The sequence below is a fragment of the Pseudomonas sp. IT-P395 genome, assembly GCF_949767675.1.
Classification (GTDB): Bacteria; Pseudomonadota; Gammaproteobacteria; order Pseudomonadales; family Pseudomonadaceae; genus Aquipseudomonas.
In genome coordinates, this window is sequence record NZ_CATKPW010000033.1 from 329,599 (window position 1) to 345,973 (window position 16,375).

Annotated in this window: 13 protein-coding genes; 8 read left to right on the plus strand and 5 right to left on the minus strand. The window is 59.2% G+C overall.

The genetic code is table 11. The features are described from left to right. Positions 1-14: 14 nt before the first annotated feature. From moaE to ACM6IN_RS20235, 5 genes are all read right to left on the minus strand, one after another. Complete coding sequence (moaE, locus tag ACM6IN_RS20215; protein ID WP_007914312.1) at positions 15-467, minus strand: molybdopterin synthase catalytic subunit MoaE; 453 nt, start codon at positions 465-467, stop codon at positions 15-17. 3 nt (positions 468-470) lie between these two features. Then, positions 471-725, minus strand: coding sequence for a MoaD/ThiS family protein (locus ACM6IN_RS20220; protein WP_007914311.1), 255 nt, complete (start codon positions 723-725; stop codon positions 471-473). Next, on the minus strand, positions 722-1,195 hold the full coding sequence (moaC, locus tag ACM6IN_RS20225) for a cyclic pyranopterin monophosphate synthase MoaC (protein WP_007914310.1): 474 nt from the start codon (positions 1,193-1,195) through the stop codon (positions 722-724). The genes ACM6IN_RS20220 and moaC overlap by 4 nt, the downstream gene beginning before the upstream one ends. Positions 1,196-1,423: 228 nt before the next feature. After that, complete coding sequence (locus tag ACM6IN_RS20230) at positions 1,424-2,818, minus strand: PhoH family protein (protein ID WP_007914309.1); 1,395 nt, start codon at positions 2,816-2,818, stop codon at positions 1,424-1,426. Between the two features lie 337 nt (positions 2,819-3,155). Then, positions 3,156-4,280, minus strand: a complete 1,125-nt coding sequence (locus ACM6IN_RS20235) for a polysaccharide deacetylase family protein (protein ID WP_095112623.1) — start codon at positions 4,278-4,280, stop codon at positions 3,156-3,158. Between the two features lie 342 nt (positions 4,281-4,622). On the opposite strand from ACM6IN_RS20235, the gene yaaA reads away from it, so the two are divergent. From yaaA to ACM6IN_RS20275, 8 genes are all read left to right on the plus strand, one after another. After that, positions 4,623-5,402, plus strand: a complete 780-nt coding sequence (gene yaaA, locus ACM6IN_RS20240) for a peroxide stress protein YaaA (protein WP_414916595.1) — start codon at positions 4,623-4,625, stop codon at positions 5,400-5,402. Between the two features lie 810 nt (positions 5,403-6,212). Further along, positions 6,213-7,529, plus strand: coding sequence for a nucleotide sugar dehydrogenase (locus ACM6IN_RS20245; protein ID WP_007914305.1), 1,317 nt, complete (start codon positions 6,213-6,215; stop codon positions 7,527-7,529). Between the two features lie 87 nt (positions 7,530-7,616). Further along, positions 7,617-9,098 carry a mannuronan synthase gene (alg8, locus tag ACM6IN_RS20250; protein ID WP_007914304.1) on the plus strand — a complete coding sequence of 494 codons (1,482 nt, stop codon included), beginning with the start codon at positions 7,617-7,619 and terminating at the stop codon, positions 9,096-9,098. A gap of 35 nt (positions 9,099-9,133) precedes the next feature. Beyond that, positions 9,134-10,303, plus strand: coding sequence for an alginate biosynthesis protein Alg44 (locus ACM6IN_RS20255; RefSeq protein ID WP_007914303.1), 1,170 nt, complete (start codon positions 9,134-9,136; stop codon positions 10,301-10,303). A 9-nt stretch (positions 10,304-10,312) separates the two neighbouring features. Continuing rightward, a complete protein-coding gene (algK, locus tag ACM6IN_RS20260) occupies positions 10,313-11,824 on the plus strand; it encodes an alginate biosynthesis TPR repeat lipoprotein AlgK (protein ID WP_414916596.1) in 1,512 nt (503 codons plus the stop codon). After that, on the plus strand, positions 11,821-13,302 hold the full coding sequence (locus ACM6IN_RS20265; protein ID WP_414916597.1) for an alginate export family protein: 1,482 nt from the start codon (positions 11,821-11,823) through the stop codon (positions 13,300-13,302). Before algK ends, ACM6IN_RS20265 begins: the two co-directional genes overlap by 4 nt. Positions 13,303-13,328: 26 nt before the next feature. Beyond that, positions 13,329-14,900, plus strand: a complete 1,572-nt coding sequence (gene algG, locus ACM6IN_RS20270) for a mannuronan 5-epimerase AlgG (protein ID WP_007914299.1) — start codon at positions 13,329-13,331, stop codon at positions 14,898-14,900. A gap of 10 nt (positions 14,901-14,910) precedes the next feature. Then, positions 14,911-16,371 carry an alginate O-acetyltransferase gene (locus ACM6IN_RS20275; protein ID WP_414916598.1) on the plus strand — a complete coding sequence of 487 codons (1,461 nt, stop codon included), beginning with the start codon at positions 14,911-14,913 and terminating at the stop codon, positions 16,369-16,371. Positions 16,372-16,375: the final 4 nt, after the last annotated feature.

Below are 16,375 nucleotides of genomic sequence, written 5' to 3' on the forward strand. Positions count from 1 at the left end.
TGCGATCTTTTGATTTACTTCTTCCAGCGATCCGCAGCGGCATGATCGCTGTCCCGCCCCTCAACCCAACGCGGGCCGTCGCTGGTGTTTTCTTTCTTCCAGAACGGTGCACGGGTTTTCAGGTAGTCCATGACGAAGGCACAAGCATCGAAGGCGGCCTGGCGATGGGCACTGGCAGCGCCGACAAACACGATCGGTTCGCCCGGTTCCAGTGCACCGATGCGATGCAGCACTTCCAGCTTCAACAGCGGCCAGCGCTGCTCGGCTTCGCTGGCGATCTTGCCGAGGGCTTTTTCGGTCATGCCCGGATAGTGCTCGAGGAACATTCCCGCTACATCCAGGCCATCGTTGAAATCGCGCACGTAGCCGACAAAACTCACCACTGCGCCGACGCCGACATTGGCCGCGTGCATCGCGTTGACTTCAGCGCCCGGATCGAACGGCGTGGCCTGCACGCGAATCGCCATGGTTCAGCCTCCGGTCACGGTAGGGAAAAACGCCACTTCGTCGCCATCGGTCACTGGTTCGTCGAGCTGGCAGAGGTCTTCGTTGCGTGCACACATCAGGTTTTGTTCGCTCAGCACCTCAGCGCCGTCACGTTGCGCCTGCATTTGAAGAACATGTGCTCGCACGTCATCGACGGTAGCGAAATCACCCTCAACCTTCAGCGAGTCCACACCCAGCGCTTCACGGTAACGGGCAAAAAACTTCACGGTCAGGTTCATGGCTGCTCCGCTTGAAAGTGGCCGCTCTTGCCGCCGACCTTCTCCAGCAAGCGCACGCTTTCGATGGTCATGCCACGATCGACGGCTTTGCACATGTCGTAGATGGTCAGCGCGGCGACACTGGCGGCGGTCAGCGCTTCCATCTCGACGCCGGTCTGCCCGGACAGTTTGCAGCGGGCGACGATACGCACGGTGTCTTCGCCATCAGCGCTGAGTTCGACTTTGACGCCAGTGAGCATCAGCGGGTGGCAGAGGGGAATCAGATCACTGGTTTTCTTCGCCGCTTGAATGCCGGCAATGCGCGCCACGGCGAACACGTCACCCTTTGGGTGGCCGCCGCTGACGATCATCTGCAGCGTTGCGGGGAGCATGCGCACCAGCGCTTGGGCCGTCGCTTCACGGAACGTCACGGCTTTTTCGGTGACGTCGACCATGTTGGCGCGACCTTGGGAATCGAGATGAGTCAGCACGGGATTACTCCTGATCAGGAGCGTGGATTGTAAACCTGCGGGTCAAATTTCCGCACGCACGAATATGGTGTTCATCGTGTAGGAGCTGCCGAAGGCTGCGATCTTTTGACTTTGATTTTTAAAAACAAGATCAAAAGATCGCAGCCTTCGGCAGCTCCTACATTGGGATTTGTGCAGGGGCATAAAAAAACCGGACGGCTGTTAGGCCGCCCGGTTTTGGGTGAAGGGTTACAAATGCGATTCGGCGTATTCAGCCAGAATCGAGCGAGGCACCCCTTGCAGGGTGATGTGCACACCGTTGGGGAAATCCTTGAAGCGTTCAGTCAGGTAGGTCAGCCCGGAGCTGGTCGCGGACAGGTAAGGGGTGTCGATCTGTGCGAGGTTGCCCAGGCACACCACTTTGGAACCGGCGCCGGCACGGGTGATGATGGTTTTCATCTGGTGCGGCGTGAGGTTCTGGCATTCGTCGATCAGGATCAGGCTCTGCTGGAAGCTGCGACCGCGAATGTAGTTGAGCGATTTGAACTGCAACGGCACTTTGCTGAGGATGTAATCGACGCTGCCATGGGTGTTTTCGTCATCCATGTGCAAGGCTTCGAGGTTGTCGGTGATGGCGCCCAGCCAAGGCTCCATTTTTTCCGCTTCGGTGCCGGGCAGGAAGCCGATTTCCTGGTCCAGACCCTGCACGCTGCGGGTGGCAATGATGCGGCGATAACGCTTGCTGACCATGGTCTGCTCGATCGCCGCGGCCAGCGCCAGAATGGTTTTACCGGAGCCTGCGGCCCCCGATAGATTGACCAGATGAATGTCCGGATCCAGCAACGCGTACAGCGCCAGGCTTTGATAAATGTCGCGAGGCTTGAGCCCCCAGGCCTCTTGATGCAGCAGCGGTTCCTGATGCAGGTCGAGGATCAGCAGCTTGGCCTCATCGATCTCCTTGATCCAGCCGACAAAGCCCTGTTCGTCAATGATGAACTCGTTGATGTGCACTGCCGGCAGGTTGTCGATCAGTTGCACTTGATGCCAGGTGCGGCCGTGATCCTGACGGGTGTCGACCTTGCTCACGCGGTCCCAGAAGGAGCCGGTCATGTTGTGGTAGCCGTTGGGCAGCAGGGACACATCATCGACCAGTTGGTCGGTGCTGTAATCCTCGGCATCGATGCCACAGGCGCGCGCCTTGAGGCGCATGTTGATGTCTTTGGTGACCAGCACCACCGGTTTTTTCGGGTCGCGGGTGTGCAGGTCGATCAGCTGGTTGATGATTTTGTTGTCGTTCAGGTGCTCGGGCAGAATCAGATTCGATTCGGCCTGCTTGCTCATCAGAATTGACAGCAAGCCCTTCGGCCCGCCTTTGCCGCGCTGGATCGGCACACCCAGCTCGACATCTTCCGGGGACGCATCGCCCAGGGTCTTGTCGATCAGCCGGATGGCCTGACGGCATTCAGCGGCCACGCTGTGATGCCCGCTCTTGAGCTTGTCCAGCTCTTCAAGCACGGTCATCGGGATCGCGACGTGGTGTTCTTCGAAATTCAGCAGGGCGTTTGGATCGTGAATCAATACGTTGGTATCGAGTACATAAAGGATTGGCTGGTTGGAGGAAGGGCTACGTCCGTGATCATCCATACTCGGTCACCTTTGTCAGAGCCAGTAGACGCAATACCTGAGCGGTGCTGCGCCTCGAAGTGACTGCCGAAATCTCACCTGCGGAGATTCAAGTGACTGCAAACAAACGGGTCTTGGAAGACGCCACCTGTGTTGCAGGTTTCGGCGGTCTGTCTTCGTAATACTCCAAAACCGATGACATAAAAAAGTACTTTGACGGTTTTTTTAAGTTTATTTTGCAGAGTGACGAAAAGCCCTTGGCGGACTGTCCATAGCCCGCTAAAGTCGGAAGTCCGCCTGCACCGAAATTCCGTAAAAAATCGCCCCAAGCCCAATGTTTCCGGGCTTTTGCCGTTTCTCAGCGAAACGCGTCCTGACAGTCCTCCCAACCGATGCCGCTTTGCGCGGTTTGCGTGATCAGCCACGGCAACGAGGTCTTCACCGCGTCTTGTTTCATGTTGAAATTGATTACCCCGTGGCGCCACAACAGCATCAGGGTCAGCACCCGCTGCGCACTCGGCGCGCCCTTGAGTTTGCCCGCGCCGTCCTGGGCATCGATGTCCCACAGCGCCACTTGCAGGCCCTGGGTGTTGAAGAAACCTTGCGCATCGCTGCGGCGCTGCCCTTCCGGCGGACGGAACAGCGGCACGTAGTTTTCCGGCAACTTGTTCTTCACCAGATCAGCGCTACGCCGCACTGAATCCTGCCAGTCCTGCCAGTGGCTGTGGGAGCGGAACTCCCAACCTTGAACGCCGACGCACTGTTTCGAGAACTCTGCTTGCAGGCTGCTGACCGAGCGATCAGCCAGCCGCGCCTGAATATCCTTGCCCAAGACAAAGAATGTGCCGCTCAGGTTTGCCTTGCGCAGGTATTCGGTGAGCCAACCGGTGTTGTCCGGTTGCAGGTTGGCGGCGCTGTCGAACGTCAGCAGAAACAGGCGGTCGTGCATCTCGTCGCCGTTGCGCTCGTAGTCTCCGAAACGATCGAATTCGTTGCTGGTCTGTGGGGACAGAGCGGCCTTGCGCAGCAACTCGTCGAGATATTGCACATGGAAGATCCGGCTCGGTTCGGCCCACTTGGTGTAATAACTGTCGTCGCTGACCACGAACTTGGCGGCTTGCTCGCGCAGCGTCGGCAGGTCTTCGACAAGGAAACAGAACGAGGCGTCCTGATCACAGCTTTGCTGGGCGTAGTTGTAGTTGGCCAGCAGACGCTGCCAGAGGCGTTGACGCAGAATATTGACCGCATCGATGTTGACCGTGCGCAAGCCCAGACGCGGACCCAGAGCAGCCTCGTCCATCGACTCAGTGCCCAGCAGGACACGGGCGAACATGAGGATTTCCGCCCGTGAGGCCACGTCAAACAGCGTCGGGTTGCTGAGCTGCTCTGGCCATGTGCTGCGATCCAGCGTCGCCACATCGCCCGGCGCCGCGACGGCACCGACGCTCAACAGCCACGCGGTGAATAAAAGAACAATGCGCAAAAGGGATGTCTCCATAACAAAACCCGCGCGGCACTATAGCTGATGTGCAAGGCTGAAGGACGCCGCCCTCACCCCAGCCCTCCCGAAACGTCGGACCGCCCGGAGGGAGAGGGAGCCGATCTTCATGTTTTCAAACCTGAGTTCGACTGGATATCTCAGGTCGATGTATTACTCGAGAACAACACGGTCGGTCCCCTCTCCCTCTGGGAGAGGGTTAGGGTGAGGGAAAAAATCCACCAACCGTCGCAAATGCCCCTGCTAACCCCGACCTATAACCCCCATAGCTGGAGTCAACTCGGACAACCCCCTAGAATCGCCCCCACGATTAAAGGAGACGACTTCATGCTGATGGTGATTTCCCCCGCCAAGACCCTCGATTACGAAACACCGCCGGCGACCCAGCGCTTCACCCAGCCGCAATACCTTGACCACTCGCAGGAACTGATCCAGCAACTGCGCGACCTGACGCCGGCGCAGATCAGCGAACTGATGCACGTGTCAGACAAGATCGGCGGGCTCAACGCCGCGCGTTTCGGCAGCTGGACACCCGCGTTCACCCCGGAGAACGCCAAGCAGGCGCTGCTCGCGTTCAAGGGTGACGTCTACACCGGTCTCGACGCGCAATCCTTCAGTGAAGCCAATTTCGATTACGCGCAAAAACACCTGCGCATGCTCTCCGGCCTCTATGGCTTGCTGCGCCCGCTCGACCTGATGCAACCGTATCGCCTGGAAATGGGCACCAAACTGGCCAACGCCCGGGGCAAGGACTTGTACGCTTTCTGGGGCACGCGCATCAGCGAATGGCTGAACGAAGCGCTGGTCGATCAGGGCGACGATGTGCTGCTCAACCTTGCGTCCAACGAGTACTTCTCGGCGGTCAAACGCACGGCCCTGAACGCGCGGATCATCAACACCGAGTTCAAGGATCAGAAGAACGGCCAGTACAAGATCATCAGCTTCTACGCGAAAAAGGCCCGAGGCCTGATGAGCCGTTTTGTGATCCAGGAAAAGATCAACGATCCTGCCATGCTCAAGCAGTTCGATGTGCAGGGTTATCGCTACAGCGCCGAGCATTCGAAACCGGACAATCTGGTATTTCTGCGCGACCACGCCCCCGAATAAGGCATGCCTAATGCACGACTCTTAATATCAAGAGTCGTGCAGCTCGCACGATGTCAAAAAACCCTCGCCACATTTCGCCATTTTACTGGCGTCAGAAAAACCTCCCTGTCTTTTCTAAGATTAGTTTCACTCGACACTGATCATTTTTTTCAGTAGTGGCACCTAAATTTTTTCACTGTAGTGGCACAAAACTATCTAACGTGATTTTTCGCCTGTTATTAAAGGTCGAAAACGAAAGTGCTATCAAATTGAGACTAGTGCCATCTCTGACAATATTTCAAGAAATTTCAGATTTCGCGATGAGCGGACAGGAACTTCGTCCGAATGCATAGCTCATACCACCGGTAACGATTCTCGCCGAGTTTGTACGAGATAACTTACGCGGAGCAGATGGCCATGTAACCAAGTTGTCACAGCAACTTGCCTAGATGACTAACTAGTCTCAAAACAGACGATGGACAGGAGATACGCACCATTAATATCCCCTACAAAGGCCATGGCCGCGCCCTTATAAACGTGCTCGCCTGAGCACCCAACCGCTTGATTTACTGGACTTTCATCCCGACATCGAGCGCGCAAGACGATTGCACAAGAGTCTTCTCCAAAGAAGATCGGATGCATAACAGGGCACGTCATAACAACAAGGCCTGGTTACGCACATCTTGAGTGCACTTATTTAGACACTCGAAACTTAGTATGCCTGCACACGGCATTGTGGCGCCTGTATGCCGCACTTTCGAGTGCACTAATGAACGCTGAACACCATTAACTCCGGCCCTCTAAGGCCTGATATATACAGAGGTAATTGCGATGCGCATCAGCATATTTGGTTTGGGTTACGTTGGCGCAGTATGTGCCGGTTGCCTGTCTGCACGGGGCCATGACGTAGTTGGCGTCGATGTTGCCAAAGACAAGATCGACATGATCAATGCCGGCAAATCGCCGATTGTTGAACCGGGCCTGGGCGAACTTCTGCAACAGGGTATCCAGACCGGTCGTCTGCGTGGCACGACCAACTTCGCCGAGGCGATTCGCGACACCGACCTGTCGATGATCTGCGTCGGTACGCCGAGCAAGAAGAACGGCGACCTCGAACTGAACTACATCGAAGCGGTATGCCGCGAGATCGGTTTTGTCCTGCGTGAAAAAACCACTCGCCACACCATCGTCGTGCGCAGCACCGTACTGCCGGGCACTGTTGCCAACGTGGTGATCCCGATTCTCGAAGACTGCTCGGGCAAGAAAGCCGGCGTCGACTTCGGCGTTGCGGTCAACCCTGAGTTCCTGCGTGAATCCACCGCGATCGCCGACTACGACCTGCCACCGATGACCGTCATCGGCGAGTTCGACAAGGCCTCGGGCGACGTTCTGCAATCGCTGTACGAAGAACTCGACGCACCGATCATCCGCAAGGACATCGCCGTCGCCGAGATGATCAAGTACACCTGCAACGTCTGGCACGCAACCAAAGTGACCTTCGCCAACGAGATCGGCAACATCGCCAAAGCGGTCGGCGTCGATGGCCGTGAAGTGATGGAAGTGGTCTGCCAGGACAAGACCCTCAACCTGTCCCAGTACTACATGCGCCCAGGCTTCGCCTTCGGCGGTTCGTGCCTGCCAAAAGACGTGCGCGCCCTGACCTACCGCGCCGGCTCGCTGGACGTCGAAGCGCCGCTGCTCAACTCGCTGATGCGCAGCAACGAATCGCAAGTGCAGAACGCCTTCGACATCGTGGAAAGCCACGACAAACGCAAAGTCGCTCTGCTCGGTCTGAGCTTCAAGGCCGGCACCGACGACCTGCGCGAAAGCCCGCTGGTAGAACTGGCCGAGATGCTGATCGGCAAGGGTTACGACCTGAGCATCTACGACAGCAACGTCGAGTACGCCCGAGTTCACGGCGCGAACAAGGACTACATCGAGTCGAAGATCCCGCACGTTTCGTCCCTGCTCAACGCGGACTTCGATTCGGTGATCGACAACTCCGACGTGATCATCCTTGGTAACCGCGACGAGAAGTTCCGCCCGTTGGCCCAGCAAGCGCCGCACGGCAAACAGGTCATCGACCTGGTCGGCTTCATGGCCAAAGCCACCGACGCCGGTACGCGCACCGAGGGTATCTGCTGGTAATGCAGACCTAAGCGACAAGCTTCGAGCTGCAGGACTTGCAGCTCGGAGCTTGCAGCTTGAAGCCTCCCTTACCTTCGGATGACGCTGATGAGCAAGCTCAAACATTTTTTTCTGCAATCAGCCGGCTGGCTTTTTTATCTCAGTCTGCTGATGGGCCTGGCCTTGATGCTGCCCACGTCCACATTCGACTCCGAGTCGAAGGACTTCATTTTCCTGATTGGCGCCGTGGGTATCTGGCGCTACTCGATGGGTGCAACGCACTTTGTGCGCGGCATGATTTTTCTCTACATCGTTTACCCGCACCTGCGCCGCAAAGTGCGCAAGCTGGGTAAGGCGGCGGACCCGTCGCATGTGTTCCTGATGGTCACCAGTTTCCGGATCGACGCGCTCACCACCGCGCAGGTCTACAGCTCGGTGATCCGCGAAGCCATCGACTGCGAACTGCCGACCACCGTGGTCTGCTCGATCGTCGAAATGTCCGATGAGCTGCTGGTCAAGGCACTGTGGGCACGGATGAATCCGCCCGACCGCGTCAAGCTCGACTTCGTGCGCATTCCCGGCACCGGCAAACGTGATGGCCTGGCCTATGGTTTCCGCGCGATCTCCCGTCACCTGCCGGACGACCGCGCCGTGGTGGCCGTGATCGATGGCGACACCGTGCTCGGCGAAGGCACCGTGCGCAAGACCGTGCCGTGGTTCCAGCTGTTCGGCAACGTCGGCGGCCTGACCACCAACGAGTTCTGCGAAGTGCGCGGCGGCTACATCATGAGCGAATGGCACAAGCTGCGTTTCGCCCAGCGCCACATCAACATGTGCTCGATGGCCCTGTCCAAACGCGTACTGACCATGACCGGTCGTATGTCGGTGTTCCGCGCCACTGTGGTGACCAACCCGGAATTCATCGCCGACGTTGAAAGCGACTCGCTGCAACACTGGCGTCTGGGTCGTTTCAAGTTTTTGACCGGCGACGACAAGTCGAGCTGGTTCAGCCTGATGCGCCTCGGCTACGACACTTTCTACGTGCCTGACGCGGCGATCAACACCGTTGAACACCCGCCGGAAAAGAGCTTCATCAAGGCCAGCCGCAAACTGATGTTCCGCTGGTACGGCAACAACCTGCGGCAGAACTCGCGAGCGCTGGGCCTGGGTGTGAAACGTCTCGGCGCGTTCACCTCGGTGGTGCTGTTCGACCAACGCGTGTCGATGTGGACCTCCTTGCTCGGCCTGACCGTGGCGCTCATCGCCAGCTTCAAATACGGCACCGCGTTCATCCTCGTTTACCTGCTGTGGATCGGCATCACCCGCCTGATCCTGACGTTGCTGTTGTCGTGTTCCGGTCACCGCATCGGCCCGGCTTACCCAGCGATTCTGTATTACAACCAGATCGTCGGTGCGCTGGTGAAGATCTACGTGTTCTTCCGCCTCGACCAACAATCCTGGACTCGCCAACCGACATCCCTGACCCGTGATCTCGCCAGCTTTCAACGTTGGTTCAACACCTGGTCGTCTCGGACCATGACCTTCTCCGCCGGCAGCATTTTTGTCGCCGTGCTGCTGATGATGGTCTGACCCGCCCCTATTGAATTAACAAGGAAATCGCCCCTATGAATACCGCCGTCAACGCCAACGTAGTGCATGAATCCGAAGCCCAGCGCCAACACGCCCGCGTGAAAATCCCGGCCAAACTGCGCTTCTTCGGTCCCGACCGGACGCCGGTCGAAGCGCGGGTCATCGACCTGTCTGCCGGTGGTCTGGCGTTCAACGCCGGGCAGCTGCCGCTGACCATTGGCCAGGTGTACAAGGCGCGTCTGCAATTCGTCATCGACAACCTCGGCATCGCCATGGACGTTGAACTGCAAGTACGTTCCTTCGATCGCCAGACCGGCCGCGCCGGCTGCCAGTTCCAGAATCTGGAGCCGCAGGACATTTCCACCCTGCGCCACTTGATCACTTCGCACCTGGCCGGCGACATCGTCAGCATCGGTGAAGTGCTGGCGACTCTGCAGCGCGACAACTTCACCAAGGCGCGCAAGGTCAAGGACGGCGGCTCCGGCATGACCCCGTTCGGCCGCCTGAAAGCAGTGACCTTCAGCGCCGGTATCTTCGCGGTCGGCCTGGTCGCGGCGGGTTTCATTTTCAAATCGGTGTACGGCATGTACTTCGTCAGCCACGCGCAGGCCGGTCTGGTCAGCGTGCCGGGGATGAACATCACCATGCCGCGTGACGGCACCGTGCAGAGCCTGGTCAAGTCCGACGGCGTCGCGGCCAAAGGCGCGCCGCTCGCGACCTTCAGCACCAGCATGCTCGATGTGCTCAAGGGCCATCTGGAAGAAGATCAACTGTCGCCGGCCAAGGTTGAAGAACTGTTCGGCAAGCAAATGACCGGCACCCTGACTTCGCCGTGCGATTGCACCGTGGCCCAGCAACTGGTCGCCGACGGTCAATACGCGAGCAAGGGCGATGTGATCTTCCAACTGGTGCCGCGCAATACCCAGGCCACCGTCGATGCACGCTTCTCCTATCGCCAGTTCGGCGACGTGCGTCCAGGCACCCCGGTGAGCTTCCAGATTGCCGGCGAAGACAAGACCCGCACCGGCAAGATCGTCAGCAGCACCAGCCTGAAGAGCGCCGACCTGTCCTCCGACATCCGCGTGCAGATCCAGCCTGACGAGCCGCTCGACAGCAGCCTCGCCGGCCGCCCGGTGGAAGTGAACAGCGACCGTGGCCCGAACCTGAACTGGCTGATCGACAAAGCCATGGCTGCCGGTCTTTAAGTCGAGGACATGCCTGTGACTACTCCACCCATCCTGAAAACACCGCGATCCCTGTGGGAGCTGGCTTGCCAGCGATTGGATCACAGTGGTTTTACTGGAATACCGAGTCGCCTGAATCGCTGGCAAGCCAGCTCCCACAGAGTTCATGTGGTGTGCTCGCTGGCGCTGGCAGTGTCTCTGGCCGGTTGTGCCGGCCTGCCCGATCAGCGTCTGGCCAACGAAGCGCTCAAGCGTGGCGACACCGCCACCGCCGCGCAGAACTATCAGCAACTGGCTGATCTGGGTTACAGCGAAGCGCAAGTCGGCCTCGCCGACATCCAGGTTGACAGCCGCGACCCTGCGCAAATGAAACAGGCCGAGGCGACTTACCGCGCCGCCGCCAGTGTTTCGCCGCGTGCTCAGGCGCGTCTCGGCCGCTTGCTGGTGGCCAAACCGGGTTCCACCGAAGCCGAGCACCACGAAGCCGAAACCCTGCTGAAAAAAGCCGCCGCCAATGGCGAAGGCAACACGTTGATCCCGCTGGCGATGCTGTATCTGCAATACCCGCACAGCTTCCCCAACATCAACGCGCAGCAGCAGATCGATCAGTGGCGCAAATCCGGTTATCCGGAAGCGGGTCTGGCGCAGGTGCTGCTGTATCGCACCCAAGGCACCTACGACCAGCACCTGGATGACGTGGAAAAAATCTGCAAAGCCGCGCTCAACACCACCGACATCTGCTACGTCGAACTGGCCACCGTTTACCAGAAACGCGCGCAGCCAGAGCAACAAGCTGAGCTGATCAAGCAGATGCAGGCCGGTTACAGCCGTGGCACCGTCACCGCGCAGCGCGTCGATTCGGTGGCCCGTGTATTGGCCGATTCGACCCTCGGCAAGCCCGACGAAAAAACCGCGCAGTCGCTGCTTGAGCCGATCGCTCCGGGCTACCCGGCGTCGTGGGTGACCCTCGCGCAATTGCTCTACGACTACCCGGAACTGGGTGACGTCGATCAGATGATGAAGTACCTCGACAACGGCCGTGCCGCCGACCAACCGCGCGCCGAACTGTTGCTGGGCAAGCTCTACTACGAAGGCAAGCTGGTCCCGGCCGACGCGAAAGTCGCCGAAGAACATTTCCAGAAAGCCGTTGGCCGCGAAGTCGCCGCCGACTACTACCTCGGCCAGATCTATCGCCGTGGTTACCTGGGTAAGGTCTACCCGCAGAAGGCTCTCGACCACCTGCTGACGGCTGCGCGTAACGGCCAGAACAGCGCCGACTTCGCCATCGCCCAACTGTTCTCCCAAGGCAAGGGCACCAAGCCCGATCCACTCAACGCCTACGTGTTCAGCCAATTGGCCAAGGCGCAAAACACTCCGCAAGCCGATGAGCTGGCGACCACCCTCGCCGCGCAACTGCCGCCCGAGCGTCTGGCCGAAGCCCAACGTCTGCTGCAACAGGAGCAAGCCAGCCGTGGCGCTCTGAACCCGAACACGCTGCAACTGCACGCCCTGCAAGAAGAAGACGGCGAGGAAAAATTATGAAGTTGAATCCATTCGTGAAGGCCGGCATTGGCCTTTCGTTCGCGCTGATCTGGTCTTGCCCGACACTGGCCGCGATGACTGAAACCAAGAACTTCGGCCTCGAAGTGAAAGTCACCGGCCAGTCCGAAGACGACCGTGACCTCGGCACCGCCGGTGGCGGCGACGTCAATGGCGTCGGCCTCGACCTGCGTCCATGGATCTACGGCGAAAGCGGCGCGTGGAGCGCCTACGCCATGGGCCAGGCCGTGACCTCGACCGACATCATCGAAACCGACACCCTGCAACAATCCGACGGTGAACAAGCCACCGACAACAGTGATCGCAAAACCAAGAAAAACTACCTGGCGATGCGCGAGTTCTGGGTCGGTTACAGCGGCCTCACCCCGTACCCGGGCGAGATGCTCAAGTTCGGTCGCCAGCGTCTGCGCAATGACGACGGTCAATGGCGCGACACCAACATCGAAGCGCTGAACTGGACCTTCGACACCACCCTGTTGCGCGCCAACGCCGGTGTCGCCGAACGCTTCAGCGAATACCGCACCGACCTCAAAGAGCTGGCGCCGAAAGACAAGGATCGCCTGCACGCCTACGCCGATGCGGCCTATCAGTGGACCCCGGGCAACTGGGTCGGCATTCGTGGTCATCACACCCACGATGACGGCAAACTCGATTACGCCGAGCCGGGCGTGCCGCGCGATTCGCTGGATAAAACCCAGAACGGCGACATCAGTTGGATCGGCCTGACCGCCGACAGCGACGCCTACAACTGGCGCAACACCAACACCGTCAACTACTGGGGCAGCATCACCGGCATGAGCGGCGACCGCGACTCGGTCAACGCCCTCAACGCCGATGGTTCGCGCCCGGCACAAGCCAAACGCAGCGACGACGTCAACGGTTGGGCCACCGACATCGGTGTGCGCCTGCGCCTTGATCCGCAATGGCAAGTCGGCGGTGCCTATGCCCGTGCCAGTGCCGATTACGAGCAGACCGGTCTGGAGAGCAACCGCTCCAACTACACCGGTACGCGCTCGCGGGTGCACCGTTTCGGTGAAGCCTTCCGTGGCGAAATGAACAACATGCAGACCGCGACCCTGTTCGGTTCGTGGATGGTCAACGACGAGTACGACGCCAGCCTGATCTACCACAAGTTCTGGCGCGTCGACGGCAACAAGCCAGTGGGCAGCAACGGCATCAACGCGGTGGAAAACAACACCGACGACGCCACCGGCGCGATCCTCTCCAGTACTTCGCTGCCGCTTGAAGACGGCAACAAGGATCTCGGTCAGGAGATGGATCTGGTCGTCACCAAGTACTTCAAGCAAGGCCTGTTGCCGGCGGCGCTGAGCCAGTCGATCGACGAGCCTTCGGCCCTCGTGCGTTTCCGTGGCGGTGTGTTCAAACCGGGCGATGCCTATGGCAAGCAGGTTGATTCGTACATGCACCGCGCGTTCATCGACGTGATCTGGCGCTTCTGATGCAAACCGCCAAGGGAGTGCCCGACATGATCAGCACCAGGACAGGCTCACTCAGCCTGCTGGCCGGCGCGATGCTGCTGGCCAGCGCCAGCGCCTTCGCGACTGTGGAGCCGGTTAAGCCGGTGACCACCGCCAAAGAGCTGCAGCAAGCCAAGACCTACACCGTCAGCAGCGCGCCGACCGAAGCGCTGAACCTGGCCGCGCCGAAACTGCCGGACATTTCCGGCTACACCGCCGAAGCCGCCGCCGCGAAAATCGTCCGCAGCAAAGCAGGCAAAGTCAGCGTGCGCCGGATGATGCAGGAAGACGCCCTTAAGGACTTTATCGGCGGCGACAACAAGATGGCCGAATGGGTGGTGCGTCAGCACGGTATCCCGCAGGCGATCTTCGTCGACGACGGCTACATGAACCTCAAGGATCTGGCGCAGAAACTGCCCAAGCAGTATTTCAGCGAGACCGCGCCGGGCGTGTACCTGTCGAAGCTGCCGATCGTGGTTGGCCGTAAAGGCATCCTCGAAATCGACGGTCAGACCCAGGAACTGCGCCTGTCGCAAGAAGCCGGTGCGTTCATGGTCAACGACGGTCAGTTGTTCGTGCGTGACACCAAAGTCACTGGCTGGCGCGAAAAGGACAACGGCCCGGCAACCTTCCGTTCGCCGAAGGAATTCCGACCGTTCCTGCTCGCCTGGGGCGGCACCGAGACCTACATCGTCAACAGCAAGATGGCCAGTTTCGGTTACGCCAACAGTAAGTCGTACGGCGTGAGTATTTCCCAGTACACGCCGAACATGGCCAAGGTCCTCAAGCGTCCTGAACCGACTGGCTGGATCGTCGGCTCCGAGTTCTCCGACATGTGGTACGGCTTCTACTGCTACGAGACCCGCGACTTCGTGGTCAAGGGCAACACCTACAAAGACAACATCGTCTACGGCATCGACCCGCACGACCGTTCCCACGGTCTGATCATCGCGGAGAACACCGTCCACGGTACGAAGAAGAAGCACGGGATCATTATTTCCCGTGAGGTCAACGACAGCTTCATCTTCAACAACAAGAGCTTCGATAACCACCTCTCGGGCCTGGTGATCGACCGTAACAGCGTCAACAACATCATTGCCTACAACGAGATCTACAAGAACCACACCGACGGCATCACCCTCTACGAGTCCGCCGACAACCTGCTGTGGGGCAACAAGGTCATCAGCAACAAGCGCCACGGCATCCGCATTCGTAACAGCGTGAATATCCGCCTCTACGAAAACGTCGCCATGGCCAACGGTTTGACCGGCGTCTACGGCCACATCAAGGACCTCACCGACACCGACCGTGACATCAAGCTCGACCCGTTCGATGCCCAAGTGTCGCTGATCGTCGTTGGCGGTGAACTGGCGGCCAATGGCAGCGGCCCGCTGTCGATCGATTCACCGTTGAGTGTCGAGCTGTATCGCGTGTCGATGCTGGCGCCGACCAAATCCAGCGGCATCAGCTTCAACGGCATCCTCGGCGAACGCCAGGATGAAATTCTCGACCTGCTGGTGCGCCAGCAGAAAGCCGTGCTGATCGACCCTGTCGAACGCCAGACCGAAATGCAGGACTGAGGATAATTTTATGCACCCACACTTGATCAAATTACTCAGCCTGTCGGCCCTGACCGTGGGCATTCTCGCGGCCAGCAACGGCGCCCGCGCCGATGAAAACGCGGCTGCCACACCGCCGAAGTTCAGCGCTGAACCGTGCTGCAACCTGTGCCCGGCCGCCCATGACGCGAAGAACTACACCACGCGCTATCAGCAGAACTTCACCACCCTGGTGCAGGCGCAAGGTGACTGGCTGTTCCGGACGCAGGAAGACCTGCGTACCGAGTTCAACACCACCCCGGCCGGCTACAAACGCCTGCAACAACTGCACGATGCGTTCAAAGCCAAAGGCGTTGAGCTGGTGATCGTTTACCAGCCGACCCGTGGTCTGGTGAACCGCAACAAGCTCAATCCGCAGGAAAAAGCCGCGTTCGATTACGAGAAAGCGCTGGGCAACTACAAGACCATGCTCGGCCGTTTCGCCAAGATGGGTTACGTGGTGCCGGACCTGTCGCCGCTGACCAACGAATCGCTGCCGGACACTCTGCCCGCCCACGATTTCTACTTCCGTGGCGACCAACACTGGACGCCATACGGTGCACAGCGCACGGCGAAAATCGTCGCCGAGAAGGTCAAGCAGATCCCGGCCTTCGCCGACGTGCCCAAGCGTGAATTCGAGACCAAGCGCTCCGGGCGCATGGGCAAGACCGGCACCCTGCACAACATGGCCGGGCAACTGTGCGGCACCAGTTACGCGATCCAGTACATGGATCAATTCACCACCGAGCCTAAGGGCGAGGCCGGTGACGGCGACCTGTTCGGTGATTCCGGCAATCCACAAATCACCTTGGTCGGCACCTCGCACAGCGGCAAGAACTACAACTTCGCCGGCTTCCTCGAAGAAGCCATCGGCGCCGATATTCTCAACGTCGCCTTCCCCGGCGGTGGCCTGGAAGGTTCGATGTTGCAGTACCTCGGCAGCGACGAATTCCAGAAGACCCCGCCGAAAATTCTCATCTGGGAATTCTCGCCGCTGTACCGCCTCGACCAGGAAACCATCTATCGCCAGATGATGTCTCTTCTCGACAACGGCTGCGAAGGCAAAGACGCGCAAATGTCCGCGAGCACCACGCTCAAGCCGGGCAGCAAACAAGAACTGCTGGTCAACAGCAAGAACCTGAACCTGCAGAACAGCAGCCATCAGGTCGACATCCGCTTCGCCGACCCTTCGGTGAAAACCCTGCAAGCCACCCTCTGGTACATGAACGGTCGCCACGAGGACATCAAGATCGAGAAACCGGAAACCTCCGACACCGACGGTCGTTTCGCCTTTGAGCTGCGCACGGACGAAGACTGGGCCTCGCAAAACCTGCTGGCAGTCGAAGTCCAGGGCCCGGAAGCGGGCACCGCGCCGCAGAAAGTCGAAGCGAAAATCTGCAAACGCAACGTATTCCCGGGCGCTGGGCAACAAACCGCTCAGGTCGGGCAATGAGGTC

Excerpts from the sequence above, each read along its gene's own strand:
- ACM6IN_RS20230 (WP_007914309.1), bottom strand. The coding sequence starts at position 2,818 with ATGGATGATCACGGACGTAGCCCTTCCTCCAACCAGCCAATCCTTTAT.
- algK (WP_414916596.1), top strand. The coding sequence starts at position 10,313 with ATGCCTGTGACTACTCCACCCATCCTGAAAACACCGCGATCCCTGTGG.
- ACM6IN_RS20220 (WP_007914311.1), bottom strand. The coding sequence starts at position 725 with ATGAACCTGACCGTGAAGTTTTTTGCCCGTTACCGTGAAGCGCTGGGT.
- algG (WP_007914299.1), top strand. The coding sequence starts at position 13,329 with ATGATCAGCACCAGGACAGGCTCACTCAGCCTGCTGGCCGGCGCGATG.
- ACM6IN_RS20255 (WP_007914303.1), top strand. The coding sequence starts at position 9,134 with ATGAATACCGCCGTCAACGCCAACGTAGTGCATGAATCCGAAGCCCAG.
- ACM6IN_RS20275 (WP_414916598.1), top strand. The coding sequence starts at position 14,911 with ATGCACCCACACTTGATCAAATTACTCAGCCTGTCGGCCCTGACCGTG.
- alg8 (WP_007914304.1), top strand. The coding sequence starts at position 7,617 with ATGAGCAAGCTCAAACATTTTTTTCTGCAATCAGCCGGCTGGCTTTTT.
- yaaA (WP_414916595.1), top strand. The coding sequence starts at position 4,623 with ATGCTGATGGTGATTTCCCCCGCCAAGACCCTCGATTACGAAACACCG.
- moaE (WP_007914312.1), bottom strand. The coding sequence starts at position 467 with ATGGCGATTCGCGTGCAGGCCACGCCGTTCGATCCGGGCGCTGAAGTC.
- ACM6IN_RS20265 (WP_414916597.1), top strand. The coding sequence starts at position 11,821 with ATGAAGTTGAATCCATTCGTGAAGGCCGGCATTGGCCTTTCGTTCGCG.
- ACM6IN_RS20245 (WP_007914305.1), top strand. The coding sequence starts at position 6,213 with ATGCGCATCAGCATATTTGGTTTGGGTTACGTTGGCGCAGTATGTGCC.